Source organism: Paenibacillus periandrae (genome assembly GCF_022458865.1).
GTDB classification, from domain to species: domain Bacteria; phylum Bacillota; class Bacilli; order Paenibacillales; family NBRC-103111; genus Paenibacillus_S; species Paenibacillus_S periandrae.
On sequence record NZ_JAJNMU010000002.1, the window covers coordinates 464,729 to 490,694 of the forward strand.

The window sequence follows — 25,966 nt, forward strand, 5'->3', positions numbered from 1 at the left end:
TTCCTTTAGCTACATTTAAAAAACAAATGAGTTAAAAGCCTTCAACGACTCCACTGCCAGTCGTTACTTGTGGCAGGGTTTCCGCAATGACTGTATCGACAAGTCACCTTATTTCCCCCGCATGAGTTTGACTGAAAACCTGTCTATTAATACACTCAATCCAAAATGAAACTCATTCTCCCAATTGGTTATTGTGGTATAGGTAGCTAGGCGAATCATATTCGGAAATTGTTCTTTATCTTCGACGTGGTAATACAGGGATGCCGTTTTTACTTGTAATTTCTCCGCTATTTTCCTCATACTTAATTCTTTCAAGCCAATCTCGTCTAATAATTTAAGGGCGGTTTCCAGGATTCGAATCCGGTCAAGCGGAATATGACTTACGCTATTCTCGATTAACGAGTTCGAAATTCGGGTGGTTTGTCGTCTTGCCATTGAGCTCACCTCTTTCACTTGACATGTATACCACTTGTTTGTATTCTAACACTGATGAAGCACAATCCTTCATTGTTAGTGCGTATTCCGAGATATCGTAAGGAAGCCAGCTTTTGAGCTTTACGAGAAAATAGGACTTTACTGAGAGGAGATCATCCAATGAAGCTTAACCATTTGAATTTATGCGTTTACGATCTGTCTGAGGCAATTGTACTTTTTCAAAATCTATTCGACTTTCAACTTTTAGATCAAAAAGGCGATTTCATTGCCGTGATGACCGACGGTCAAGGGTTTACCCTGGTTCTTAGCAAGTTGCCGTCCAACCAAAATGAAGCAGCTCTTTACCCCAAGGACTTCCATCTAGGGTTCTATGTCGATACGATGTCTGAGGTTGATCAATTCTATAAAAAACTGGCGGTAGTCGGCATTGCATCGGAGCATGAACCTAGAATGATACGGGGTGGCTACACCTTGTATTTCACGGCTTTAGGGGAAATTCATTTTGAGGTGACCTGCTATAATTGCTAGGAATTGAAAAAACTTGCCGTTACTTATGTTGCAGTTCTCCGTATCATGTATTCAGCGAATTCGAAGGCACCGATGACACGCTCGTTCAACCATCTTCCGGTCGCGAAAGCCGCAAGTCGTTGGAAATCTATTTGCGGGTGGTGTCAGCTTCGCTGGAAATACCCCTTACTCCGCTGAAATCAGGGAATAAGGGGTATTCGTCATTGCTATTGAATCTGCGTATGCTGAGTCACTTCATATTGAGGCTGCTGGGTCGACCTGGAGTTTCCTCTCACCCATCTAACCAGTAAATAAATAATCGGTGTGCCTACAATAGACATCATGATCTTGACGCCGAACTCTGTACCTGTAGCCGCCACCATGTCGGGAATCGGCATAATTCCGATAAACCCGATCACGAAAAATACCGAGGTATCGAGCAGCTGACACGTAATCGTCGCCACATTGCTGCGCAGCCATAGATGCTTACCGTTGGTTTTCTCTCTCAGACGAGTGAATAGATACACGTCAATATTTTGACTGATCGAATAGGCTACTAAGGATGCGAGCACAATTCTTGGGACTCCGCCCAGAATCGTTGCCAGCTCGGCCTGATTTTCGAAAAACACCGCCGAAGGCATATGAATGACGAGTGTGAACGCTCCAACCATGCAGGCATTCATAAATAACCCGATCCAGATCGCCTGCCGCGCGACCTTTCTCCCCCATATTTCCGATATCGTATCGGCAATAATAAACGTAATCGGGTAGAAGAAAATACCTGCTGTGACATCGGCAAAGCCAACATCGACAATTTTAATCGCCACAATATTGGCAATCATCAACGACGAAATAAAAACTGCCATCAATAAAATCAGCTTTTTTGTCGTCCCATCTATCGGCAGGTAAGGGATTGCCCCTCCTTTGGATAGATCACTTGCTGTACGGCTTGATTTGTTCATGCGCTTACCTCCATAGTTTTGTTTATAGACAGGATGGTCGCGAACTGTCTTGGTACACTATACAATAAACCTTTCATTTGAACAATCTTAAATATCGATCAAATCCTAATGCCCAGCTTTATCTGGGAACCCGCCTACCCATAAGCAAGGCCAACAGGAAGCCGTACATAGCGTGGCCCACGAGCCAGACCACGATTGCGCTCACATCATAAATGGCTGGTGTTTTGGAAGATAACATGGTAGTCAGATACAGCACAGCACCGACGATAACGCTCCATAGAACAAAGGTTTGCACAATCCGCTTGGCATAATCCTTACGTCGAATGAGCTTGTAAAAAACGAGAGCTACAACGGCCGAGATGATCATATGTATAGAAAATTCAGTCGCTTCAGTCAAGGTCAGATCTCGCAGCACAGGTACATAATCCACATTCAGCAAAAGTGTGTATACCCTTATTTTCCATTCAAATTCCACGATTCTAAAAAAAATTCCAATGAATAAACCGGCTCCAATGCCAGCCCAAATCGCTCTTTGCATCATAACTTCCTCCCCCTGCCTTATGAAACTATTTTACCGCGTAGAGGGCTGTGATAGCAAAATTGGTGCTTTCCAGTATTTACACATGCCTGAATCCTGCCAAATGAACTTGACCCTCCGAATAGAGTTAGTACTAACTTAACTTAGAGGGGAAGAGCAGCATGAAAAAATCAGCTTCGTACATAGCGCTTGGACTTGTAGTATTTGTGGGAGGACTCGGTTCGGGAATATCGTTGGCTTCTGGGAACATACAGCAGGTAACTGCTGATTTGTCCCCATTTTATTGGAAGGCTGGAGATACCCGTTATTCAGCCCAGGATGGCTATAACGATGGAACTGAGCAGCTCCCGGGAAGCATGAATTATAAGGGCACCACCTATATCCCTATCCGCTTGGCAGCCGAAACGCTTGGGTACGAGGTGGGATGGGACGACTCCTCGAAAACCGCCACCTTCATCGATCCGGCTCAAAGTGATGATCCTGGCCTGGACCTGCCTGCGCCATCCCAGACGGATTATGCGCCAAACAAGGCGGTGCTCAAAACCTCTTCCGTCATGCTGGAGAAAGCAGATAAAAATGCAGCCGTTGTGCAAACGATGTCAGCGAGTACCAAAGTAACCGTCACGGCAGAGGTAAACCGGGATTGGCTCGCGATTACCGTTAATGGCCGACAAGGCTATATATCTGCCGCAGCGACGGATTACCGGTTCAAGACGGACCGACCCGCATGGGAGCAAAAGGCCGATGCGGTGATTGCCACCGGCTTAAAGTATATCGGCACACCTTATCAGTTCGGCGCCTCCCCCAAGCAGACAGCTACGTTCGATTGTTCGTCATTCACACGGTATGTCTTTGGTGAAAACGGAGTGACGCTTCCGCGTGTTTCCAGAGAGCAAAGCCAGATTGGACAAGATGTAGATATAACCAAAATTCGCAAAGGCGATCTGATTTTTTTCACGACACCCCAACGGAAAAATGAAACAGGACTCCAGCGGATCGGACATGTAGCCATCTACCTCGGAGACAATAAGGTGCTGCATACGTACCGGGTAGGTATTGGCGTCATTGTGACGGATCTGGACGATACTTGGAAGGGACGTATCATTTCGGCTAAGAGAGTCGTAAATTGAACACCGAACAACTTCGACTTTGACAATCATAAATTTGAGGCAGGCACGAATCTGTTGATTGTGCCCTACTCGGTTAAAGAATAGTCCAGAGGCTTCCCTTAAAGAAAAAATCAAGGGGAAGCCTCCTTTTATTGTCACTGTGTAGATAGCCAAATGAATTGTTCAGAAATTGTCCAGAAGGCTTTGATATACTAGGGACACGTTCAAAAGGGAGCGTCGTTGACTCGAAATATGTCAGATGATGCTGTCCTGTTAAATCGAAATAGGAGTGAATGTGGATGAAACTATCTTTAAGTGAAGCCAGATCCGTGAACAAGATTGAGATATCCAGGAAAAGCATCAGTACCTATTGTGTCAAGATTCACGGAGTCCCTGTAAATCGAACTCATGAGGAGGAAATTAGTTATACTTGGAGCAGTAAGCAAGAAGCATTAATATGTGCAAGAGGCATCGGCAAAATGTTCAATCTACCTTCAGAGCTTATCCTCATTGACTCGGGTATTTAAAATAACACCATACAGCAAACAGGACCTAAGCTCATACCGCCTCAGGTCCTTTTTTGCCATTTATTCATCAACCGTTCTAATTATCGCTGCTTCCCAATTGATACCCAACGGCCCGCTTCCAGCCCTCAACGGCCGCCTCGCGTTTCACTTCATCCATCCCCGGCTCATACGCACGGTCAAAGCCCTTGAGCTGCTCCAGCTCGGATACATCCTGCCACACGCCAACGGCAAGGCCTGCGAGAAACGCCGCTCCGAGGGCGGTGGTTTCTATCACCTTGGGACGTGTTACCGTCACGCCAAGCAAATCGGCCTGAAACTGCATCAAAAACTCGTTGCGAACTGCACCGCCATCCACACGCAGCTCGCGCAGATGGATGCCTGACTCAGCTTCCATAATCTGCAGCACATCCTGACTCTGGAAGGCAATGGATTCCAGTGCAGCTCTCACGATATGTGCTCTCTTCGAAGCACGCGTCAGTCCCGTTATCATCCCTCTTGCATCCGGTTCCCAATAAGGCGTGCCCAGTCCTGTGAAAGCCGGCACAAAATATACGCCTTCCGTATGATCTACAGATAACGCAATTTCCTCTGTCTCAGCGGCATCACCGATTATCCCCAATCCATCACGCAGCCATTGAATCACCGTACCGGCATTAAAGACGCTGCCTTCGAGCGCATAATAAACCTTGCCGTTCAGCTTCCAGGCGATTGTCGTAATCAAGCCGTTCAGTGACATGACGGGCTTCTCACCGGTTTGCTTCAGCACGAAGCAGCCCGTACCGTAGGTATTCTTGGCCATGCCTTCGGCAAAGCAGCCCTGTCCGAATAAGGCTGCCTGTTGATCTCCGGCCGCTCCGGCTATCGGAATACTGAACCCATCCCCAAGCAGCTGAGTGTGCCCATATACTTCGCTTGAGGACCTTACCTCCGGAAGCATGGCTATGGGTATATTTAAATCTTTTAATATATCCTCATCCCACTGCACCGTATGAATATTCAGCAGCATCGTGCGCGAAGCGTTGGAGACGTCGGTTACATGCTGACGCCCTTCAGTCAGCTTCCAGATCAGCCACGAATCGATGGTGCCGAACAGCGCATCGCCACGCTCTGCTTTTTCACGAATATCGGCATTTGAATCGAGCAGCCACTTGAGCTTGGTACCGGAGAAATAGGCGTCCAGCAGCAATCCTGTTTTACTGCGAATGGTCGGCTCCCAGCCTTTGAGCTTAAGCTCATCGCACATCGCGCTTGTTCTGCGGCATTGCCATACTATGGCCCTATGGAGCGGCTTGCCTGTGATACGATCCCAAACAACCGTTGTTTCACGCTGATTCGTAATGCCTATCGCTGCAATATCTTCAATTGGAAGCGATTTCACAGCCTCACGAAGAACCTTGAGCTGTACCTGCCATATCTCTTCAGCATCGTGCTCAACCCATCCAGACTGTGGAAAATATTGGGTAAATTCCTGTTGAGCTGTACTGACAATTACACCCTGTGGATCAAATACAATCGCTCGACAGCTTGTTGTCCCTTGGTCAATTGCAACGACATAACGCGGTTTTGTCATCGTGTCTCTCCCCCATTTCAACCCTATTCACGCGCATATTAGTTTTCAAGAAGCAATCTACCACATCCCGTTTTTAACTGTCAACCTTAAGTTATGCCAGGTTAACCCTTTGCAACAATCGCAATCCATTATTGATTAATCGCTCGGCTCGTGATATGATGACGGTAATATTCACACAAAAGACAAGTTAATAAGTGGTCAGAGACTAAGAGTGGACCGATACAACCTTTGGGGAGCCGTATGGCAATTACCTCAGGGGGTGTGGCGGTCTTTTTTGTTGCTCTTTTTGTCAAAAAATACGGTTAATACGAAGGATGGGGTAATGATGAGCTTGAATTTTTCCGGGGAACAACGGTCTGCCTATCTAAAAGCATTGGGAACCGAGACATTGGATATTCTCGTTATTGGAGGCGGTATTACTGGAGCAGGAATCGCATTGGACGCCCGAACACGCGGGATGTCCACAGGACTTATTGAAATGCAGGATTATGCCGCTGGCACCTCCAGTCGTTCGACCAAGCTGATCCACGGCGGATTACGCTACTTGAAGCAGCTTGAATTCAAGCTGGTCGCCGAGGTCGGTAAAGAACGGGCTATCGTGTACGAAAATGCGCCTCATGTCACTACTCCGGAATGGATGCTGCTGCCAATCATCGAGGGCGGAACCTATGGCAAGCTGGCTACCTCTGTCGGCCTGCTCGTGTATGATTTTCTGGCAGGCGTAACCAAGCAGGAACGCCGGGTTATGCTGTCACTGGACGCAACACTCAAGAAAGAACCTTTGCTGCGCAAGGATAAGCTGAAGGGTGGCGGCTACTATGTGGAATACCGTACCGACGATGCGAGACTGACGATTGAGGTCATGAAGGAAGCTGTACGGCGTGGAGTCAAAGCGGTCAATTATGCCAAAGCGAATGAGCTGCTTTATGATAATGGACGTTTGATCGGCGTACGTGTCCAGGATCAGCTGAGCGGAGAAATCGTCGATATCAAAGCCAAAAAAATCGTGAATGCAGCCGGTCCTTGGGTGGACACAATTCGCGATATCGATGGCTCCAAGCAGGGCAAAAGATTGCATCTCACCAAAGGTGTCCATCTCGTATTTGATCAGTCACGCTTCCCGTTAAATCAGGCAATCTACTTCGATACACCGGATGGACGTATGGTGTTTGCCATTCCCAGAGAAGGCAAAACCTATATCGGTACAACAGATACCAATTACACAGGGGATATTGTCCATCCCAGAATGACGCTTGAAGACCGCGATTATATTATCCGCGCGGCCAATTTCATGTTCCCTACGCTCAATCTGACTCCGGCCGACATGGAATCCAGCTGGTCCGGATTGCGACCGCTCATTCACGAGGATGGCAAATCACCCTCCGAGCTGTCACGTAAGGATGAAATATTCATTGCTCCATCAGGTTTAATTACGATAGCAGGCGGCAAGCTGACGGGTTATCGTAAAATGGCGGAGCGGATCGTTAATCTCGTAGCCACACAATTGCAGGCAGAGGAAGGCCGCAGCGCTTTTCCGGCGTGTACAACGGCAAGCGTCGTGCTTTCCGGTGGTGATACTGGCGGCTCACGCGGCTATAGCCAATTTGTTCAAGAGAAGATTGCTTACGGAAAAAGTATCGGGCTTACAGGCGCTGCTGCCGATGTTTTAGTCCGTCGCTACGGCTCCAACGTTGATCGGGTATTCGAGCTATATAAGCAACATAACAAGGAAGCCGAGCAATATGCCATCCCAGGCGAATGGTTCGCCTCCCTGCTGTATAGCATTGAGGCTGAGATGGTCGCAACACCTCACGACTTTTTCATTCGCCGGACGGGTGCTTTGTATTTTAATATTGAGGCCTTACAGCGCTGGAAACAGCCGGTTACAGCTTATATGGCTGAACGGTTTGGCTGGAGCCCGTCCGAAACGGATACGCATGTTCAAACTTTGGAGCGGCATATTCGCGACGCCATAGTGGCGTTGAGTTCAGAATCGAAGTAAACAAAGGGCTATTATTGGTAATCTTGCTGGCTTGCGCGGCGCCACTCAATAATGGCGCCAAATTTCCTTATGGGAGGTAGTGACAGCGACCGCCCCTGCCTGCAGGGCCAGCTCTACCTCCTCCACAGTGCGAATCAAACCGCCAGCGAGTATAGGAATGCTGAGCTTCGCATGCATCTCAGCAATAATATGAGGCATAACGCCTGGCAGCACCTCAATAAAATCCGGCTGGTTTTTCTCTGTAATTTTATAGATCGTCTCAAGAGCCGTCGTATCCAGTAGAAAATGCCGCTGAATAGCAAGCACCTTGTGCTTTTTGGCGGTTACCACTGCCGAGCTTTTCGTCGAAATAATACCTGCCGGCTTCAGGGTCTGACATAAAAACTCAATCGCATACTCATCATTTTTTAATCCATGGATCAAATCGGCATGAATGAGCAGTTTTTTTCCATTGCTTCGAGCCAGCTGTGATACACTCTGCAGTTGAGAAACATGGCTATCCAGCAGTACCAAATATTGAAAAGAGCTTTTGATCAGCAGCTCCAGATCTCTCATCTTCCGTACAGCGGGAAGCACCCTCTGCCCCATGAAGTTCATAACAACACAGCTCCTTCATCATTCCTTCATACATCCCGGCTTTACTGCAGCCTACGTGCTATGGAAGCCTACGCACCCTATAATACTTGGAAATTCACTTTTCAACAACCTCTATGTAGTAAACCTGACCAAATCCCCAAATCAAACTAACATCTGTATATATTCCTATCAAATATGTTAAGATTGATAGGTTGTTTATGCATATACATACTAAAAATAAAAAGGGAAGTGGTTGTAATTCATCGTTCTGCACGTTCAGGCTCATCTCTGTCTATTCGAATTAAATTGTTACTCATATCGTTGTTAATTACCATCCTCACTTTTGTAACCGTTGGTTATCATGAAATGAGAGCGATTGCAACTACCTTCCAGGGAGAAGCACTTGAAAAAGCAAAATCTGACTTGAATACCAGCTATGAACTTATTGACAAAATGTATTCCGGGCCTTGGACTATTAAGGATCAACAACTGTTTAAAGGTGCTCAGTTAATAAACGGAAATACGGAAATCGTTGATTTCATCGGCAAGCTGACCAATGGTAATACGGCCACCCTCTTTATGGGAGACACCCGTGTTGCGACCAATGTTTTTAACGGAGATAAGCGAGCTGTCGGCACTCAAGCATCATCCATTGTTGTGGAAAAGGTATTAAAGGCAGGTGAGCATTACATCGGTACAGCTAACGTTGCAGGTCATACCTATCAAGCTGCCTACATGCCAATTAAGGATGAGAAAGGTGTCATTCTCGGCATGTGGTATGTTGGAGCACCCGATGCGAGTGAGCGAATCCAAGCCTTGATCCAAACACGCACTTATGAGCTTCTACTTATCGCCGTCATTGTCATTATCGCATCGGTCATTCTCAATTTTGTATTGATTCGTCCTATTCTGCGCCGAATTGGAATAGCATCAAGAACACTTCAGCAAATCGCCGACAAAGATCTAACCCAGAATGATTTGAAAATAACGTCCCAGGATGAGAGCGGCAGACTGATGCAATCCGTTAATGGAATGGTACATAACCTACGTTCGATTTTGAGCCAGATTAATGATGCCGCAGTTCAGTTAGCGGCTGCATCAGAGCAATTGCATGCGGGTGCTGAACAAAGCTCACAGGCTGCTGAACATATTGCAGTAGCCGCGCAGCGAGGAACGACAGGAGCTGAGCAGCAGTTGAACAGTATCTATGCAGCATCGAACGCGATGAGTCAGTTCTCCACAAGCTTTCAGCAATTTACGGTAAACAGTGAGGAGGTATCCATTCTGGCCGACAGCGCCTATCGTGCTTCTAACGAGGGTGTAGTTGCCGTAACCGATCTTCTTACTCAAATGGATGCAATAAGCAGCACTGTTCAGGAAACATCCGGTTTTATCAAAAGCCTTGGGGACCGATCACAGGAGATCGAAGCCATAGTCACGATCATCACCACGATCGCCAACCAAACGAATTTACTTTCCCTGAATGCCGGAATCGAGGCTGCTCATGCGGGTGATATGGGTAAAGGCTTTGCCGTAGTCGCCAGTGAAGTACGAAAGCTTGCTGAACAATCCGGCAATTCCGCGCAGCAGATTAAGCAGCTTATCGATGAGATTCAGCTGGACATGGAACGTGCGGCTTCATCCATGCAGCAGGGCACGAGCAAAGTGGCAGATGGAATGACAAAAACACTGCTGGCAAACAAAGCTTTTGATGTCATTCAGCAATCCGTATCGAATGTCAAAGTGAAGGTGCAAGAAGTAGCTTACGATATCGGGCAGATGTCTGCTGGAAGCCAGCAAATCGAGCAATCCATCGATACGATTCATCATACTGCACAGGAAGGCGCCAGTGTAAACCTGGAAACCTCTTCTGCCAGTGAACAGCAGCTGGCATCGTTAGAAGAAATCACCGCATCCTCCCGTTCCCTGGCGGTGCTGGCAGAGGAGCTGCATAGCGTACTCGGTAAATTTAAACTTCAGTAATATCCAGAGCTAAGGGATATAATCAGTTACTATTATGTAGAAAACTATCACTTCACCCTCAACAGGAGTGGCTGTGATAGTTTTTTTACGAGCTCACTTTTTCTTGCTTTTTCTTCCAAATAGCAAAGGAAATGCAAATTTCTTGGTTCCATCCTTTGATTTTCCTTCCCGGTCAAAATGCAGGGTCGCATTCATTTCCCCGCCTAATATAATGAGGATACTCGATAAATACAACCAGGTCAGCAGTACGATGATCCCACCGATACTTCCATAGGTTTTAGTATAATTGCCAAAATTATTTACATAAAACGAAAACAAAATTGAAGCCACGACCCAGCCTAATGTTGCAAATACCGCTCCCGGGATGACCTCACTAAAACGAAGCTTCAGATTAGGCGTGTACTTATAGAGCAGCACAAAGGCACTTACCATCGTAATCAGCGGAATCACATATTGGGCAATTCCCCACAGCATTTCAAAATTACCTGGCAATTGCGCAACTCGATACATGGTCTCACCGATGACTTTACCAAAAATCAGCAGGATCATGCTAAGAAAAATCAATACTGCCAAAATAATCGTGAAAATTAACGATATGCCTCTTGCCTTCCAGAATGGGCGATTCTCCTCCACATCGTAAGCCTTGTTTAAGGCTTTCACCACCGCATTGATCCCGTTTGAAGCCGACCACAATGTAGCCAACAAACCGATAGAGAGCAAAGAGCCGTTGCGCGATTGCTGAAGCTCTGTAAACACGTCCACAATCATCCGATCGGAAAGCTGCGGCAGAACGCTGCTAATATTGTGGATTGCATCACTTACGCTAATATCCGAGTAGCTCAGGACAGCAAAAACGAAGATAAGGAACGGAAAGAACGAAAGAATTAAATAATAGGTCAGCTGCGCTCCCATGGCAGGAACGTCGTCATCTTCAAATCGGCCATATAGGTTTTGTGCAAAGCTCATTAATGAAAAATGCTTTTTCTTCATACCGAGCGCTTCCGAGGACTGTGGCAATCGGGAATGCTGTGTCCATTCAACGGACGGTCCTGTTTTCTTTGCAGGTTCTACGGCTTTTACCATACAACATCCCTCCCCCTACTTCGTTATAAGCACGAACAAAAGTGGTTTTTCCTCTTTCTTACCCCATTTGAGAGGAAAGCGACACAGCCTGCAGGAGCAAATCCGATTCTATATGTACTTTTTTCAATATGTAAATGATGTAACTTATATAGAAGGTTTACGAAACGTTAGCATGAAAACGGTCTCTTTTTCATTGCTGGTAAAGGTAATATCTCCTTCGTTATTAAGCATGATCTGCTTGCATATGGCCAAGCCAAGACCCGTACCATTTTCCTTATCCGTCACAAATGGGTTGAATATGGTGCTGTACAGCTCCTCAGGTATTCGCGGCCCATTATTAGCTACCTGAATATAAGTATTCAAGCTGTCATCGACGATGGAAATGCTCATTTTTTTGTCGCTTTTCAGCTCGGATAAGGCGTCAATCCCGTTGTTTAGTATATTAGACAGCACCTGTTGAATGCCCATTTTTTGAACATAAAGCATCGCTTCCGGTGGAATATCCAGCTTCAGGTCAACATTTTCGTTAATGAGCCGCGGGTTTAACAACGACAAAATATAATCGAGCACCTGCTTGACTGAAATATGTACCATTTCTTCATCCATGATCGGCTTTCTCGAAAAGCTGAGAAATCCGGTCACCTGCATCAAAATTTGCTCGCATTCATCCTCAATAAAGCCGAGGTAGCTGTCGGCGCGTTCATAGTTATTATCTTGAATATTGTGCCGCAATAATTTTAAAAAGCCTTTGATCGAGGTCATCGGGTTGCGAATTTCATGCGCCATGCTCGCAGCCATCTTGCCTAACAACGAAATTCGATCATCATGCTGCAGAGTGAGTGCGGACGAATTGTCCGTACTCGGCGACAAATGATTTTTCCTACATTTGTCAAAAATTAAAACTTCCATATCATCGATTCTCGAATTCATTCGTTTATAGGCTGCCAACGTCAAGCTGCTTTCCTCAACCTCAAGCAATGTTTGCCGCCATAGCTGGATTGCCCAAAAAAGGAATGCCACGCCGTCTTCACGCTTTTCAAATGCAAGGAAACCTTCCATCAAGCTGCGCTGAAAGGGGTGGGAATCAGCATCGATATGAAATTCAGTTATATAATTGAAACCTGCTTCCCCAAGATTGTACAAGAAAGTCGCATCATAATGGTTTGGAAAACGTACACTAAATAGCTCGGACCAATGGAAAATATAAGCAGGCTTCATACTTCGAACATCAGTTAAGAAATTAGGGTTATCCATGGAATTAACCTTCCTGTTTGTCAAGATGTTAAAGATCTTATACGTAAAAAAACTGCCCGAGAGGACAGTTCTGTTTGTGTTCTGGAGGAAATAAACAGGCCTTGGTTATAGTCCCCAACATTATTTGCTATATGGTAGATTTTATCACATACTTGTAATAAAGAGCTACTTGATTTATCCGGATACGATCATAATATTAGCATAAGGAATGGTATCGCCTGTTCGGATTACTGCACGCGACTCTCCGCATATATCCTTGAATTGCTGGTGGGATACGATTCGAAAAGCTACGTCCGGCAGAGCTTCGGTCAGCTCACGATAGCGTTCAGGACTTGCCTGTCTCATCTCTTCCGTAACAATGATCGAATCAATCTCAAATTCACCGTAAATGGCTCGGACCGTATCCAACACAGTCGGAATTCCATCCGTCAAAGCCAGATCAAGCCGTTCAATGCCCATAGGCACTGGAAAGCCACGATCACAGATGGTCAGCAAATCGGTATGGCCGGTTTCAGTCAAAATTCGATTTAAAGTCGGATTTAAAATCCCTCCTCGTTTCATTCGGTTCCCTGCCTTTCTGCTAATGCCCGCTCACGCTGCTCGGCCGTAATTTGCTCTCTAATTGAAGGAACAGGACGCTTCAGATAAAAGGTAGTTCCTATATCCGCTTCCTGACCTGCTGATCCCGCTCCAGTAACACCAACTAGCTCCCAGCCCTGGCGACCCAGTACATGCAGGTCATTAAAATCAGTTGCCCGGCAATATTCCCACTTCATCTTTATCAAAATCCATTGCCCCTATTCGTATTGAATTGCTATACATTCGAGCTTTTCCATTGTTAATATTAACTTTATCAGCACGATTATTTTTCGTCAATGAGAAACCGTTGGTTGAAATCCGTTATGATCATAACTAAGCCTTATGCAGTCTTAACGCATTGCATATGACAGTTACAGAGCTGAGCGCCATAGCCGTGCACGCCATCCATGGTGCAAGATAGCCCATCATCGCAACCGGAATCGCCAGCACATTATACAGCAGCGAAAAGGCGAGATTTTGACGAATGATTCTTAACGTTCGTTGACTGATGACAAGAGCGCGGACCAGCCCGCTAATATCATGCTTCAAAAGTACGATATCTGCAGCTGCTTTGGAAATATCCGTTCCATTGGCGACGGCGATTCCGATATCTGCTGCGCTCAAGGCAGGTGCATCATTAATCCCATCGCCCACCATTGCCACTCGATGCCCCTGCTCTCGCAGGCTTTGTACCAGATTCGCTTTATCTTCAGGCAGCATGCCCGCGTATACCTGACTGATTCCCGCTTGTTTGGCTGCATAATGTGCTGTCGATGCTCGATCGCCTGTCACCATTCTAACGTCCAATCCCATTGAAGTCAGCTGCTTGATCGCTTTGCGGGCTGTCGGTTTAACCGGGTCACTAAGTGCTATAGCTCCGACCCATCGCCGGTCTACCGCAATCCAGATGACCGTGAAGCCCTGCCGCTCCCATTGATCGACCAGACCGGGCTGTGGATGTCTCCGTTTCCCCTGACTAGCCATTTCTACCCGCGGGAGGCCTGCTATGTCTTCAGCTTCCAGCCATTGACGTGTGCCTAACCATACAGCTCTGTCATCTACGACTGCACGAATTCCACAGCCTGGAATCGGCTTGAAATTCTCACATTGAGGAATTGTGATTCCTCTGCGCGACGCTTCTTCCACTACAGCCCTGCCTAAGGGATGCTCGGAAGGCTGCTCCGCACCCGCTGCCATACGCAGTATGAAGGACTCGTTTGCTGCAGCCCTATCTTCCATAGTTAGATAAGTGCTCCGGCTACGAGCATTCACTGAACGTTTCTCAAACGGCAGAACCCGAGCAGAACCGGAACGGGTTATAACATCAGCAGCCCACACGTTGGTAACCCTCGGGTTTCCCCCTGTAATTGTCCCTGTTTTATCCAGCAAAATCACATTGGCTTGCGGCAACAGTTCCATTATTTTACCCTCTTTAATTACGATACCCAGTTGTGTCGCCCTGCTGGAGCCGACCAGAATCGAAATCGGTGTCGCCAAACCAAGAGCACAAGGACAAGCGATCAGCAGAACGGCTATCGCCTTTTCCAATGCGCCTCCGAGCTGACCCGGCTCAAGGACCATATACCAGGTGATAAATGCAGCTGCAGCTAATACCATAATAATCGGCACGAATATACTGGAAATTTGATCTGCCATTCTTTGAATGGGGGCTTTGGTGCTCTGCGCTTCCTCTACAAGTTTAATGATTCGTGCCAAAGTCGAATGCTTTCCTACTTCGGTCGTTCTAATGCTGAGCATACCGCTGCCATTTAATGTGCCAGCAGTTACCCGATCCCCGACAGCTTTGTCGACAGGCATGCTTTCCCCTGTAAGCATCGATTCATTAACGTTCGAATACCCTTCTATAACCTGACCATCTACGGGCAGACTTTCGCCTGGACGGACGATAACGGTGTCGTCGATCATAACCTGGGACACGGGGATCCGCTGTTCCCGGCCCTCTCTTATGATGGAAGCCATCTCCGGCCTGAGACGGTGAAGCTGATGTATGCCGCTTAGCGCTTGCCGCTTGGCCAAAGCTTCCAACCATTTGCCCAACCAAACAATCGTAATAATCATCGCACTCGCATCAAAATATAACGGGACATGGCGTCCATGGCTACCGGTCATCATATTGCCGTGGCCAATCATCGATACACCATGAAACAACAAATAATGGCTGTATATATAAGCAGCGGAGGTACTGATTACAATCAACACATCCATGTTGACACTGCCGCTTTTTATAGAACGATAAGCTCCCGTATAGTACGGAAGTCCGAGTATGAACTGAAGCGGTGTCGCCAAAGCCAGCTGGAACCAGGGATGCAGCAGCAGCTCCGGAACCCAGACTGAGGCCGTCCACTCATGGTGTGCAGCCATTGCCCACAGAAAAGGAAGCGTAAGCAGCAGAGACATCCCAAACATCATTCCGCTGCTGATGCCGCTCGTTCGGGCATCGGCCCCGGTGCTCCCGTCTGAATGACGTTCCTTGGCTGTGAACCCCAGCTGTTCAATTCTCGTTTCGATTCGCTCCACACTGATTCGATCCGGGACAATGACTACTGAAGCGCGACTTAGGGCAACATTTACATGAATTTGTTCGATTCCATCCATTTTGGCTACAACTTTCTCGATCCTTGCCCCGCAAGCTGCACAGGTCATGCCGTCTACATCCAGCGTCACATGCTGAAGCTCAATGTGCCTGCTCATGGCTTCACCCCATTCTCCCCGAAATCCATGCCCATACCGTTTCAATATATGGACTGGCCGCGAGGTTCATGCCAGGAGAACAACAAAAAATCCTTTATCCGGTTTGAGCAGGCAGTGACCAGCCCCTGTCATATCCGGGTAAAGGATGAATGAGTGCCTATGATAGATCTTATGACTTTTGCAAGTCAACAGAAGCATCCGCATATTTTTTACGTCCCCACACAGCGGATAAGACGAAGCTGATTACGAGTACAATTGCACCGAACGCATATGGAAGATTGAGATGAATCTCATACAAGGTTCCGGCGACAGCAGGCCCAAATATATTGCCCAAGCTCATGTAAGCATTGTTCATACCCGCCACATACCCTTGCTCCTCCCCTGCCATTTTGGATAACAGCGTATTGATCGCCGGCCGCATAATAGAAGTTAATGTAAAGAACAGCATCGTCACGATCAGTACATACCAGAAGTTGCCTGACAGCAGCATCAGCACAAGACAGGCTGCCGATAGTACGAACGTAACATGAATTAACAGCTTCTCACCGAACAGTTGAATTAATTTACCGATCAGCAGAGCTTGCACCAAAGCACCGATTAATGCGCCTATCGTAATCAGGATCGCTATATCCCTGACCGTATACCCATACTTGGCATCAACGAACAAAGGAAATATCGCTTCAAAATTAGCCAAACCAAAGGTCAATGCAAAAATTAACAGCAGCAATATAAAGTAAGGCGCTTTAAAGGAAAGCACAAACTGCTTGAAAATACTTTCACGCTTCACCCTAACCTGTCGCGCAGCTAGCTGCTTCTCTTTGGAAAGCGACTCTGGCAGGAAAATTAAGGATCCAATCAAGGCTAAAGCCGCAACTCCGGCAGATACGTAAAAGGGCGCCCGAATCCCGAATTCGGCAAGAAAACCTCCGATACCAGGACCGATAACAAAACCGAGCGACATGGCAGCTCCGAGAAGCCCCAGACCCTTACCTCTCTTCTCCACACTCGTTACATCGGCAATATATGCCATCATGGAAGGGATCATGGCTGCCGCTCCGACACCACCTATTAGTCTGGACAAATACAGCAGCCATATTTGATCAGCCATAGCAAACACCAAATTCGATATCGTGAATAATCCCATACCGGTGACGATCATAATCTTGCGTCCATATTTATCAGACCATTCCCCAGCAATTGGGGAAAATATAAATTGAGTCAAGCCAAAGGCCGCTATCATATAGCCTGCAGCCTGGCCACCAGCATTAAACTCCTTCAAGTATTCAGGCAATACAGGTATAATCAAGCCGATCCCGAGCATAGCGATAAATATATTTATCATTAAAAAAACGAGCGGCATGGTTTTATTTTCAATTGCATTCATGGTGAAATCTCCTTATTCTTATTTCGGTTTGAATGGCATAAGCCTGGCTGCAAATACTGCTGAAACCTTTCGAAAATCTCCTCATTGCTTAGCGGGTCATGCTTCTCTCCCCATTTAAACAGCAGAGCCGTATACAGCTCGGTAATAAGAAATGCAGTAAACTCCACATCGTTCGGCTCCATGGAGCCCGTATCCATCAGCTTGATAATCAGCTCCTTGAGCTGGTCAAAAGCAGTGTTCTCGATCCGTGTGAGACCTTCCTTGACCTCTTGCGTATGAAATGCTTCCGCCTCCTGCTTGAGCTTGCAAAACAAGGGGTGCCGCTGCTGGTAGCTGGACAGGTTGCATATATAATGGTGCAGTGTTTCAATATTCGGACCATACGTATCTATCGCTTCCTCAGCAAATCTGGCGAACTGCTTGAGCTCATCGTCTACGATACAAGTGAACACCTCTTCTTTAGTTTTGAAGGAAAGATAAAAGGTTCCCTTCCCCATATTGGCGTATTTGGCTATATGATCGAGCGTTGTAGCCTTGTAGCCAAAGTTCTGGAATGCCTCACGGGCCGCTCTAATAATTTGCTCACGTCTTCCGCTTCTATCCATATCTCTATCCTTTCCGAGTCTAATATAGCTTTTCTGAATAGTTGACTACATCATTTTTTGGGTCAAAGCTTATTGTAACCAAACCCGCGCCTGCATGCAACCTTACACCTCAACATCCAGCAATATGCTATAACAGCAAAAAAGAGGCAGCCGCAGCTGCACTCTCGATTATCGTTCATTATGATTTTTGCAAGGAGGCCATAAGACCCAAGGATCCTTGCTCCTCTTCAGCCGGTATCAGCCCGTCCTCCACCAGTACCCTGAGGAATGCATTGGCGACCATGGGGTCGAATTGTGTTCCACTATGTCTGCGCAGCTCCTCGGCAGCAGTCTCCATGGAAAGCTTCTGCCGGTAGGAACGATTCGTTGTCATCGCATCAAACGCGTCGCACGCCGCCAAAATTCTGGCTCCAAACGGAATTTGATCACCCTTCAAGCCAAGCGGATATCCTCGTCCATCCATGCGTTCATGATGATGCCTGACCATGGCTGTCGCACCGATTTCCTGTAATCTTTTAATATCCTTAATAATTTGGTAGCCATCCTCGGCATGCTTTTTCATTACATCATATTCTTCCTCTGTCAACCGGCTTTCCTTTTGCAAAATCGATTCCGGAGTTCCAATCTTTCCTATATCATGAATGAGTCCCGCCAAATGAACGGCTTCTATTTCCCGCGAGGAAAGTCCCAGCTCGGTAGCAATCCTTTTGGCATAATTGGCGACATTGTTGGAATGAAAGGCCGTGTAGGGGTCACGAGCATCAATGCTTTTGGAGAATGACAATATCGTATTCATGAACAGCTCTTCAAACTCTACCTTTTGCGCAAAATTACGCTGTGATACAACCGCCACCCTACGAATCAGCATCGAGATCAGCAGCAGCGCAGCAGCACCAATGACAGGAATCCAGCCCGTTTCGCTAAAAAACAGCCATATTCCCATTACAGCGGCAGCAAAAATCGACACCAGGTATACGTTGGCTACATACAAGGCAACGATAACGACAGGAACCGCATATAAACCTAATAGCAGTGGAGAAGAGTAATACATATGCAGCCAGACAGCAGCACCTATAGAGAGCACCATGAGTACCCAGAGGGACACTGTCGTCTTTTTACCGAGAGATACCGGACAAAAGTGATCGTTACCTGTTAGGAACAGGTTGCGGACTTCCTTTTCTGTATCAGGCCCCTGTAGTCCCAGCCTGCTCATCGACAGCTTATGCAAATCCATCTCATTTTTCAATATACTCGCCTCCCATCGTTTCAATTATACGCTTATGTAGGAATATTGACCTATATATCTTTACCGTACACCTGTTTATTAAGCCTTGTCAATGCTATATTTTGTGAATAAAAATAGCTTCCGATACCCACGCGGGTGGATTCAGAAGCTAAACATGGCATTAAAATTTAATGCAGACCTCATGAGCCCTTTTTTTCCAACTGCGAATTTAGCAAATCAAGACTAGATGCAATCTTATCTAGCTCGTCTGTATCAAGATCGCTAAGCACGGTATGAAAAAATTGTTCATGATAAAATTCGACCTTGTTTTTAATTTCATCCATTTTTTCGGTCCTTTGAATCCAAATGACTCTGCGATCAGTTTTATCCCGTACTCTTTGAATCCATTCATCCCGTTCCAAACGGTCAATAATACCCGATACCGTACTGTATGAAAGCTGAACCGCTTCTGTAATTTGCCCAATGGTCTTCGGTTCCTTATAAATTTGACCGATAATTATACCTTGTGGCTTGGTCAGATTAAGCTCCTTCATGAATTTTTCAAGTGTTGCATTATATAAACGGGTCAGCATGTGAATAGATTTGGAAATATGCATAGCTTGCTTCATAGACAGAGCCCCCATTCTGGCGTCATTTGTTGATAATTGTTCAAACTATATCATATTATTCGAATGTCGCCAAGAAGAGGGTCTGCTAATTCATCAATAAAACTATCATTTACGATATGATTACTGGGTCAAAGAAGCTAATAGCCGTTTAGCCTCCCCTATTGGCGTTGTAATTGTTTCATAGATTTTCAATTTAAGCGGTGACTCCAGCTGATCGGAGCTGCCGTTAGTGAAGTAAATAGTCTGGTTACCGCTCATGATCCGGTCCGGTCCACTGAGCAGTAAGGTTTTGAAAGCAATGCGTTCACCAGCAGGATTATCCAGCTCAATCAGCAGCTTGGGATTATTCTCTTCCGTCACGACATTGTCCGTTGTGTTGATATCCATTAATGTCTTCAGTTTGTACGTATAATTATAATCTTTGGTGGAAGCATTTTGCGCAATAATCATCGATAAGGCCCATGAGTTCAACTTCACATTATATGGATACAAATTTAACTCAGTATCGTTAGGCACGGTTTGCTGCACACCTACATTCAATTGTGCAATCGAAGCCTTAAAGCCCGATTCTCCCTGGGATTCCTGCAGCTTGAAGTTAAATCTCTCAGCTTGCTCGGAGATCGGCATTGTGAAAGCATAGGCAACGGATACTCCCATACCCGGCAGTACTTCTTTTACAGTGCTTGGCAGCACGTTCCCGGTATACGCAGTTCCTGAACTATTCACCAGCTCAGTCCCAAGCGCAGGAATTGGCAATGGACTATCGCTATTGTTCATATATTTCAAATTGGCCACGACAGTTTTATAGCTTTGTCCTTCGTTCTCATACCAATCTGCCCGTACCAAGGAGACAGCAAGCTTGGGATTGACGGCTTGACTAACGGCATCAATCGTTATGGGCGTGCCCATTTGATAAGCTGGCAAGCTGACTGCATTCGCATCCTCAGTTGGCAGATGGAAGCCAATTCGTCCGGTATAATAGGATTGCGGTGTCGTTTGACCTTGCTTCAGAAAGCTTTCAGGTGTTAACACATAGAAAGCCTCCGGCTTTATTCCGGCATCCGTTGAAATGGTGTAATACAAATACTGGCTTTCTCCAGGATTCACGCTGATCGGTTTCTGCTCGACGCGCTTACCTACAAACGATTGTCCGCTTGCTTTGCCGCTCAAAGTAAAATCAGGCACGGTTTCTGTAAAGCTGCTCGAATTATTTACCTTTAACTGCACCACATAGGTCGGTTTTTGCTCTGTAAATTGCGTCGACAAACTTACTGCTGAATACGTAAGTGATGAAGTGATTTCAGGTAAAGTAAAGGATTGTCCCCAGCTTAATAGAGAAGCATCATCAATAACAGCATCGCTGCCTTTCCAGACAATCGATCCGATGCCTGCATCAGCAAGTACGGTCTCCTGCTTGGGGTATACATTCATATTAACATCTACCCATATTAGATCTGTCAAAGAGATTTCATTTTTTGCATCGATCTCCGTCATGTAACTAAGCTCGACATTGCTTTGCGGCGAGATCGATTTGGCATTGGCTGCACTCGGCTGAAGCGTATAAGAAGTACCGTCAGCTGCTTTGGCGCGCAATTCAAAATCAGGAATACGTACAATAGCTCCCGAGCTATTTGACAGTTTAATAACGGAACCGATTCTCCAGCCTCCAGCGGTCTTTTCCAAAAGCACATTTTTCACTTGAGCCTGCGTCATATCTGTAATACTATAAGTCGGTGACGCGACCACAGTAGGCACAGGCACAGCTGCGTCCGCGAATGCAGGAGAGACAGCTAGCACAACCGACGAGGCAATCATCACCGTAGAGACGGCCTGTTTCCAATATAATTTCATTGTAAATCCTCCCAAAATCTGATTTAAGCTTTATTCTTTAAGCCTTCAACACGCCATCCTTTTCCAAGCTGATTGTAGCCGGAGGCTTAGCCTCCGCTGCTGCAGGGGCAGGGGCAGCCTTCCGCTTTTCTCTAAGAAAAAAGACAACCGGTATACACAAGAATGCAGGAATCGCGGATATATAGAAAGTATCGGCAATAGCTCGAATCATGGCTTCCTTCTGCATAATTCCCGCAAGGTAAACAGCTGCTGTCCCACTAGCAGTGGTCGTATCCACGCCCCATTGATAAATGGCTCCTGTCATTGCTGAGATCACATTACTCGCGGCCAATGAATCGACAGGGACGCTTTCGCTAATATGCTGGTAATGAACGAGTTGACGACTGCTCATAATTGATGTAAACAAAGCAATCCCCATCGATCCTGCTACTTGCCGGACTACATTGGATAATGGCGACGCATTGCCCACTTGGCTCGTCGGTATGGACATCATACCGGCAGACGTTAACGGCATCATCACTAGTCCAATACCGATGGCACGAATGGTCAAGATAATATTAAGCCAATGATTTGGCGTATCGGCCGTCAGCATATGAAGCTCCATCGTCGTAAAGCCAAGAGTTGCCAGTCCAATTATCCCTATGGGAATAATGCCAAACTTTTCTGTCAGTTTACCGCTGATCGGCATCATAAAGGCCATCGCTATCGACTGAGGCATCATGAGAAGCCCTGTATCCATCGCGGACATGGACTGTATATTTTGCAAGTAAAGTGGAGTCAGAAAGGTACCCCCGAGCATTCCCATCATAACGAGACTACCGGCAATGGTACTCATCGTAAATTGTGGATTTTTAAATATTTTCAGATCCAATAATGGATTCTTACTGCCGAGCTCAACCCAAATCAACAGCAGCAGACTGAAGAAGGATACAAATAGCAAGCTAACAATGAATAGCGATGTCCAACCTTCAGACTGTCCTTTGGATAATGCGAGCATCAAGGTTCCAAAAAACAGAATGGAAAGTACTGCGCCTGCCATATCGAACTTCATATCCAATTTTCTTGGTGAATCTTTCAGCAAAATTTTGCCCATAATAAAAGCGAACAACCCGATTGGTATGTTAACAAGGAACAACCAACGCCAGCTGTAATACTGAATCATATAACCGCCTACAGTTGGTCCAAGCGCGGGTGCTACCATCGCTGCGACGCCCCATAATCCAATAGCTGTTCCCACTTTTTCACGTGGAAATGTCGTGTAAATGATCGACATGCCGACTGGCATAATAAAACCACCGGCAAGCCCTTGAATGATACGGAACAAGATCAGGGTGGTATCGCTCCAGGCAATCCCGCACAGAACAGAACCAATGGTAAAGCCAAGCACCGAGTAAATAAATACGTTTTTGTTGCCGAACCGTGCTCCCAGAAAACCACTCATTGGAATAACTACAGCTGCAGCCAGCATGTAGCCGGTAATAACCCATTGAACGGTTGGCACATCAGAGCCGAATACGGCAACGAATTTCAGCAGTGCAACATTCATCAAGCTGCTGTTCAGAACGGAAACGAAGGTACCAAGCACGATGGCAAAGAGCCCAAACCACATGCTGCTGTCACTCTTGGAATCCGCCTGCAATGTCGAAGCGTCAGCCATAATACTGCACCACCTATTCCACTTTCAATTTAGCGCCGTCAACGATGCTATCGCTGGGAGTCACTGCGATTTGCTGCTGCGCTTGCAGATTGGCATTCGCTTCTATATAGACCCAATCCTGATTTTTTTCCGTTGTCTTGACTTCGATCTTATGAGCCGTTCCGTTGTCTACCTTGATGACATATTCTTTGCCGTCCTTCTTGATGATCGACGATTTAGGAGCCTCAAGGCGAGCTTTGGCAGCATCCTTCAGATGCACCTCAGCGACAGTTCCGGCAAACAGGAGACCATCCTTATTGTCCACAGTAACTTTAACCGGGAACGTATTGCTGTTGGCATTCGAAACCGGACTTACAAAGGAAATCGTGCCAGGGAACGTTTTATCCGGTACATTGGCCGCCTTCACATCAACGGCAGTTCCTGCTTTGATAGAACCGATTTGCGTGTCCGTTACACTAAGCTCTACCTGTACCTGATTCATATCCACAACAGAGAACAAGGCGACACCCGGCTGTGCCATTTCGCCAGGCTGTATGCTGCGCTTGATGATAATGCCATCCGTTGGCGACGTAATGGTTGCATTGTTGACAGAATTACTCGCTAATTGAACAGCAGCGTTCAAACGATCCAGATCGGCTTGCAGGGCCATTATCGTGTTGCTTGTGGCTCCCGCCTGTGTCAGCTCAAGCTTCGCTCTTGCAGCATCGACCTGTGCAGCCGCTGCCTGACTTGAGGCCTGAGCCTGCTCATAGCCAGTTCTGGCCTTCTCGTACTCCAGCTTTCCGCGATCGACGTCCTCTTTCGTTACGGATGAAGAGCTGTCAAACTGATTGCGAAGCCTGTTGTATGTGTTCGTTGCCAGTTCAAAGCCGGCTTTGGCCTGCTCGACTGCTGCGACGGTCTGCCCTTGGGCTGCTTCAGCCGCGCGGACAGAACTTTCAGCTGCTTTAATTTCCTGCGAACGTGCACCTGACTGCGTATCGGCAAGTTTGGCATTGGAAGCCACCACTCCCGATTCTGCCTGCTTCAGCTGTTGAACCAGATCATCGGTCTCAAGCTGTACAAGCACATCACCCTTTTTAACTGCAGCACCTTCATTTACATTTACAGTGGATACTTTTCCTGAGATTTTGCTGACAATTTTCACTTCTTGATCCGGATTGATTTTACCGCTCCAACCAGCGTCTGCGAGCTGACCCAGCTTCATTACCTTCACGGGTGCTTCAGCTCCTGCACCATTAGCCTGGCCTCCTGTGACAGAAGAACCACAACCGGACAATGCGCTCACCAGTGCAAGCGACAGTACCGCCGGAATCCAAATTTGATGCCTTGTTTTCATTGTTTTGCTCCCCTTTATCAGTTAACCTTAATTATGGTTGCGTGCTTTAATTTTTAACCCTGATCTTGATCACACTGCTAAGTCCCGGCGATAGTTCAAAGCCTTGTTGATTATCAATGGAAATTTTAATAGGAACCCGCTGCGTCACCTTTGTAAAATTACCGCTTGTATTCGACGCAGGCAGCAATGAAAAGGTAGATGCTGTTGCTTTGCTGATCTCTTGGACCTTTCCAGTCAAGGTCAATCCTTTGAAGGTATCTACTGTAATTTCTACCGGTTGACCTACTTGAAGTCGATGAATTTCTGTCTCCTCGATATTGGCAGACACATAAAGCTGGCTTTGATCGACGACCATTGCCACCGTTTGGCCTGGAGAAGCAATTTCGCCTGTTTTGATTAATGATTTAATAACAGTTCCTTTAATCGGTGATCTTAACGTAGCCTGCTCCAAATTGCTGATACTCAGATTATTGCTGTCCTGCTGACCGATAATTTGATCTGCCAGTACATGATCCCCTTCGTTCACTGACATCGAAAGAACCTTTCCAGTTACCCGCGGCATCACCTTATAAATATCACCAGCAAGCCTTGCATCCTCAGAGGATACAAAGTTTTGACCCTGATACCAGAACATACCACCAATACCACCACCGGCGATCACTAGTACCGTCAAAATAACAATTAACACCGCTTTTCGCTTCATGTTTCTCCTCAATCCTCTTTCCATCTCTAAAATGTCTGTATTCATTATTTTATTTCGTATACGAAATAAATGAACATATAAGTCTAGCTCTTTTCTTCTCCAAGGTTGTGCAAAAGAGTCGTGTACAGCTTATCTAAAATTCGCAGCTCCTCGGCAGATATTCCCTGCAGCATTTTTTCAATAAGCTCCTGCTTCAATTGCTGACTTGCTATACTGGCTTCCACTCCTTGCGGACTAATTTCCAGATACACGCTGCGGCGATCGCCTTCATCCCGATATCTTAGAATTAATCCCTTTTCCTCCAGCTTATCGCATAATAACGTAAGTCCCCCAGGTGTCATACACAATCTCTCTGCAAGATCGGATACTCTTTGAATCCCCTCTTTGCGGAGCATATGCAGCATGTTCGCCTGAGGCAAGCTCAAATTCATCGGACTCGGACTGACGGTGTTCCATTCAGATACGAATTTTTTATGAATTTGCCGATGAAGACGCTCGATCTTCTCCATACTAAAAAAGTCAATCAAGGACGTTCACTCCTTTTACTAAACAAAATCATTTCCCCTTTAACATTTACATGTCTTAATCATTATAATAAAAATATTTAGCACACGAAATAATATATCAGAAAAACAGATGTTTTTAAAACTCCAAAAATAGCCAATTAATCGCAAATATCGTAAAGGATCACGACTATCATCTGCTTTACTCCTCCGCATGAAGCCACACGTTATCG

Annotated in this window: 24 protein-coding genes; 5 read left to right on the forward strand and 19 right to left on the reverse strand. The window is 46.3% G+C overall.

The genetic code is table 11. The annotated features are described in order from the left end of the window. Nucleotides 1-108 precede the first annotated feature (108 nt). Nucleotides 109-435, reverse strand: coding sequence for a TetR/AcrR family transcriptional regulator (locus LRL21_RS04670; RefSeq protein ID WP_240414593.1), 327 nt, complete (start codon nt 433-435; stop codon nt 109-111). A 159-nt stretch (nt 436-594) separates the two neighbouring features. On the opposite strand from LRL21_RS04670, the gene LRL21_RS04675 reads away from it, so the two are divergent. Continuing rightward, nucleotides 595-963 carry a VOC family protein gene (locus LRL21_RS04675; protein ID WP_240414594.1) on the forward strand — a complete coding sequence of 123 codons (369 nt, stop codon included), beginning with the start codon at nt 595-597 and terminating at the stop codon, nt 961-963. A gap of 206 nt (nt 964-1,169) precedes the next feature. On the opposite strand, the gene LRL21_RS04680 is transcribed toward LRL21_RS04675, so the two are convergent. Continuing rightward, on the reverse strand, nt 1,170-1,904 hold the full coding sequence (locus tag LRL21_RS04680) for a queuosine precursor transporter (RefSeq protein WP_240414595.1): 735 nt from the start codon (nt 1,902-1,904) through the stop codon (nt 1,170-1,172). Nucleotides 1,905-2,022: 118 nt separating this feature from the next. Then, nucleotides 2,023-2,445, reverse strand: a complete 423-nt coding sequence (locus LRL21_RS04685; protein WP_240414596.1) for a hypothetical protein — start codon at nt 2,443-2,445, stop codon at nt 2,023-2,025. A 158-nt stretch (nt 2,446-2,603) separates the two neighbouring features. Between LRL21_RS04685 and LRL21_RS04690 the strand changes: the two genes are divergently transcribed. Continuing rightward, entirely contained in the window at nt 2,604-3,572 is a 969-nt protein-coding gene (locus tag LRL21_RS04690) for a C40 family peptidase (RefSeq protein ID WP_240414597.1), read from the forward strand. Between the two features lie 278 nt (nt 3,573-3,850). Next, nucleotides 3,851-4,078: a hypothetical protein gene (locus tag LRL21_RS04695; protein WP_240414598.1), complete on the forward strand. Its 228-nt coding sequence runs from the start codon at nt 3,851-3,853 to the stop codon at nt 4,076-4,078. Between the two features lie 76 nt (nt 4,079-4,154). On the opposite strand, the gene glpK is transcribed toward LRL21_RS04695, so the two are convergent. Next, entirely contained in the window at nt 4,155-5,648 is a 1,494-nt protein-coding gene (gene glpK, locus LRL21_RS04700; RefSeq protein ID WP_240414599.1) for a glycerol kinase GlpK, read from the reverse strand. Between the two features lie 325 nt (nt 5,649-5,973). On the opposite strand from glpK, the gene LRL21_RS04705 reads away from it, so the two are divergent. Further along, entirely contained in the window at nt 5,974-7,650 is a 1,677-nt protein-coding gene (locus LRL21_RS04705; protein ID WP_275900609.1) for a glycerol-3-phosphate dehydrogenase/oxidase, read from the forward strand. Nucleotides 7,651-7,695: 45 nt separating this feature from the next. Here the strand turns inward: LRL21_RS04705 and LRL21_RS04710 are convergent, their stop codons facing one another. Continuing rightward, nucleotides 7,696-8,247, reverse strand: coding sequence for a glycerol-3-phosphate responsive antiterminator (locus LRL21_RS04710; RefSeq protein ID WP_240414600.1), 552 nt, complete (start codon nt 8,245-8,247; stop codon nt 7,696-7,698). Between the two features lie 345 nt (nt 8,248-8,592). Here LRL21_RS04710 and LRL21_RS04715 point away from each other — a divergent pair, with 345 nt between their 5' ends. Further along, the gene (locus tag LRL21_RS04715; protein WP_240414601.1) at nt 8,593-10,209 is read left to right on the forward strand and encodes a methyl-accepting chemotaxis protein; all 1,617 of its coding nucleotides are present in this window, start codon (nt 8,593-8,595) and stop codon (nt 10,207-10,209) included. Nucleotides 10,210-10,302: 93 nt separating this feature from the next. On the opposite strand, the gene LRL21_RS04720 is transcribed toward LRL21_RS04715, so the two are convergent. The 14 genes from LRL21_RS04720 to LRL21_RS04785 form a co-directional block, all read right to left on the reverse strand. Then, nucleotides 10,303-11,292: a YihY/virulence factor BrkB family protein gene (locus LRL21_RS04720; protein ID WP_240414602.1), complete on the reverse strand. Its 990-nt coding sequence runs from the start codon at nt 11,290-11,292 to the stop codon at nt 10,303-10,305. A gap of 144 nt (nt 11,293-11,436) precedes the next feature. Beyond that, nucleotides 11,437-12,546, reverse strand: a complete 1,110-nt coding sequence (locus tag LRL21_RS04725) for a sensor histidine kinase (RefSeq protein ID WP_240414603.1) — start codon at nt 12,544-12,546, stop codon at nt 11,437-11,439. 174 nt (nt 12,547-12,720) lie between these two features. Next, on the reverse strand, nt 12,721-13,107 hold the full coding sequence (gene rbsD, locus LRL21_RS04730; protein ID WP_240414604.1) for a D-ribose pyranase: 387 nt from the start codon (nt 13,105-13,107) through the stop codon (nt 12,721-12,723). Further along, entirely contained in the window at nt 13,104-13,331 is a 228-nt protein-coding gene (locus LRL21_RS04735) for a hypothetical protein (protein WP_420832423.1), read from the reverse strand. The genes rbsD and LRL21_RS04735 overlap by 4 nt, the downstream gene beginning before the upstream one ends. 127 nt (nt 13,332-13,458) lie before the next feature. After that, nucleotides 13,459-15,837 carry a heavy metal translocating P-type ATPase gene (locus LRL21_RS04740; protein ID WP_240414605.1) on the reverse strand — a complete coding sequence of 793 codons (2,379 nt, stop codon included), beginning with the start codon at nt 15,835-15,837 and terminating at the stop codon, nt 13,459-13,461. A 169-nt stretch (nt 15,838-16,006) separates the two neighbouring features. Beyond that, nucleotides 16,007-17,221 carry an MFS transporter gene (locus tag LRL21_RS04745; protein ID WP_240414606.1) on the reverse strand — a complete coding sequence of 405 codons (1,215 nt, stop codon included), beginning with the start codon at nt 17,219-17,221 and terminating at the stop codon, nt 16,007-16,009. Continuing rightward, nucleotides 17,218-17,826: a TetR/AcrR family transcriptional regulator gene (locus LRL21_RS04750; RefSeq protein ID WP_240414607.1), complete on the reverse strand. Its 609-nt coding sequence runs from the start codon at nt 17,824-17,826 to the stop codon at nt 17,218-17,220. Before LRL21_RS04750 ends, LRL21_RS04745 begins: the two co-directional genes overlap by 4 nt. A 178-nt stretch (nt 17,827-18,004) precedes the next feature. Further along, entirely contained in the window at nt 18,005-19,072 is a 1,068-nt protein-coding gene (locus tag LRL21_RS04755; RefSeq protein WP_240414608.1) for an HD-GYP domain-containing protein, read from the reverse strand. 179 nt (nt 19,073-19,251) lie between these two features. Further along, nucleotides 19,252-19,680: a MarR family winged helix-turn-helix transcriptional regulator gene (locus LRL21_RS04760; protein ID WP_240414609.1), complete on the reverse strand. Its 429-nt coding sequence runs from the start codon at nt 19,678-19,680 to the stop codon at nt 19,252-19,254. A gap of 120 nt (nt 19,681-19,800) precedes the next feature. Then, nucleotides 19,801-21,531: a hypothetical protein gene (locus tag LRL21_RS04765; RefSeq protein ID WP_240414610.1), complete on the reverse strand. Its 1,731-nt coding sequence runs from the start codon at nt 21,529-21,531 to the stop codon at nt 19,801-19,803. 37 nt (nt 21,532-21,568) lie between these two features. Beyond that, the gene (locus LRL21_RS04770; protein WP_240414611.1) at nt 21,569-23,188 is read right to left on the reverse strand and encodes a DHA2 family efflux MFS transporter permease subunit; all 1,620 of its coding nucleotides are present in this window, start codon (nt 23,186-23,188) and stop codon (nt 21,569-21,571) included. Nucleotides 23,189-23,201: 13 nt separating this feature from the next. Continuing rightward, entirely contained in the window at nt 23,202-24,527 is a 1,326-nt protein-coding gene (locus LRL21_RS04775) for an efflux RND transporter periplasmic adaptor subunit (RefSeq protein WP_240414612.1), read from the reverse strand. Nucleotides 24,528-24,573: 46 nt separating this feature from the next. After that, nucleotides 24,574-25,230: an HlyD family secretion protein gene (locus tag LRL21_RS04780; protein WP_240414613.1), complete on the reverse strand. Its 657-nt coding sequence runs from the start codon at nt 25,228-25,230 to the stop codon at nt 24,574-24,576. Between the two features lie 83 nt (nt 25,231-25,313). Continuing rightward, entirely contained in the window at nt 25,314-25,757 is a 444-nt protein-coding gene (locus tag LRL21_RS04785) for a MarR family winged helix-turn-helix transcriptional regulator (protein ID WP_240414614.1), read from the reverse strand. Nucleotides 25,758-25,966 lie beyond the last annotated feature (209 nt).

What these genes read in the sequence shown, in the direction of transcription:
- LRL21_RS04690 (WP_240414597.1), top strand. Translation starts at nt 2,604, where the DNA reads ATGAAAAAATCAGCTTCGTACATAGCGCTTGGACTTGTAGTATTTGTG.
- LRL21_RS04745 (WP_240414606.1), bottom strand. Translation starts at nt 17,221, where the DNA reads ATGAATGCAATTGAAAATAAAACCATGCCGCTCGTTTTTTTAATGATA.
- LRL21_RS04705 (WP_275900609.1), top strand. Translation starts at nt 5,974, where the DNA reads ATGAGCTTGAATTTTTCCGGGGAACAACGGTCTGCCTATCTAAAAGCA.
- LRL21_RS04675 (WP_240414594.1), top strand. Translation starts at nt 595, where the DNA reads ATGAAGCTTAACCATTTGAATTTATGCGTTTACGATCTGTCTGAGGCA.
- LRL21_RS04780 (WP_240414613.1), bottom strand. Translation starts at nt 25,230, where the DNA reads ATGAAGCGAAAAGCGGTGTTAATTGTTATTTTGACGGTACTAGTGATC.
- LRL21_RS04775 (WP_240414612.1), bottom strand. Translation starts at nt 24,527, where the DNA reads ATGAAAACAAGGCATCAAATTTGGATTCCGGCGGTACTGTCGCTTGCA.
- LRL21_RS04715 (WP_240414601.1), top strand. Translation starts at nt 8,593, where the DNA reads ATGAGAGCGATTGCAACTACCTTCCAGGGAGAAGCACTTGAAAAAGCA.
- LRL21_RS04750 (WP_240414607.1), bottom strand. Translation starts at nt 17,826, where the DNA reads ATGGATAGAAGCGGAAGACGTGAGCAAATTATTAGAGCGGCCCGTGAG.
- LRL21_RS04770 (WP_240414611.1), bottom strand. Translation starts at nt 23,188, where the DNA reads ATGGCTGACGCTTCGACATTGCAGGCGGATTCCAAGAGTGACAGCAGC.
- LRL21_RS04725 (WP_240414603.1), bottom strand. Translation starts at nt 12,546, where the DNA reads ATGGATAACCCTAATTTCTTAACTGATGTTCGAAGTATGAAGCCTGCT.
- LRL21_RS04680 (WP_240414595.1), bottom strand. Translation starts at nt 1,904, where the DNA reads ATGAACAAATCAAGCCGTACAGCAAGTGATCTATCCAAAGGAGGGGCA.
- LRL21_RS04695 (WP_240414598.1), top strand. Translation starts at nt 3,851, where the DNA reads ATGAAACTATCTTTAAGTGAAGCCAGATCCGTGAACAAGATTGAGATA.
- LRL21_RS04760 (WP_240414609.1), bottom strand. Translation starts at nt 19,680, where the DNA reads ATGAAGCAAGCTATGCATATTTCCAAATCTATTCACATGCTGACCCGT.
- LRL21_RS04740 (WP_240414605.1), bottom strand. Translation starts at nt 15,837, where the DNA reads ATGAGCAGGCACATTGAGCTTCAGCATGTGACGCTGGATGTAGACGGC.
- LRL21_RS04685 (WP_240414596.1), bottom strand. Translation starts at nt 2,445, where the DNA reads ATGATGCAAAGAGCGATTTGGGCTGGCATTGGAGCCGGTTTATTCATT.
- LRL21_RS04710 (WP_240414600.1), bottom strand. Translation starts at nt 8,247, where the DNA reads ATGAACTTCATGGGGCAGAGGGTGCTTCCCGCTGTACGGAAGATGAGA.
- LRL21_RS04670 (WP_240414593.1), bottom strand. Translation starts at nt 435, where the DNA reads ATGGCAAGACGACAAACCACCCGAATTTCGAACTCGTTAATCGAGAAT.
- glpK (WP_240414599.1), bottom strand. Translation starts at nt 5,648, where the DNA reads ATGACAAAACCGCGTTATGTCGTTGCAATTGACCAAGGGACAACAAGC.
- rbsD (WP_240414604.1), bottom strand. Translation starts at nt 13,107, where the DNA reads ATGAAACGAGGAGGGATTTTAAATCCGACTTTAAATCGAATTTTGACT.
- LRL21_RS04765 (WP_240414610.1), bottom strand. Translation starts at nt 21,531, where the DNA reads ATGAAATTATATTGGAAACAGGCCGTCTCTACGGTGATGATTGCCTCG.
- LRL21_RS04720 (WP_240414602.1), bottom strand. Translation starts at nt 11,292, where the DNA reads ATGGTAAAAGCCGTAGAACCTGCAAAGAAAACAGGACCGTCCGTTGAA.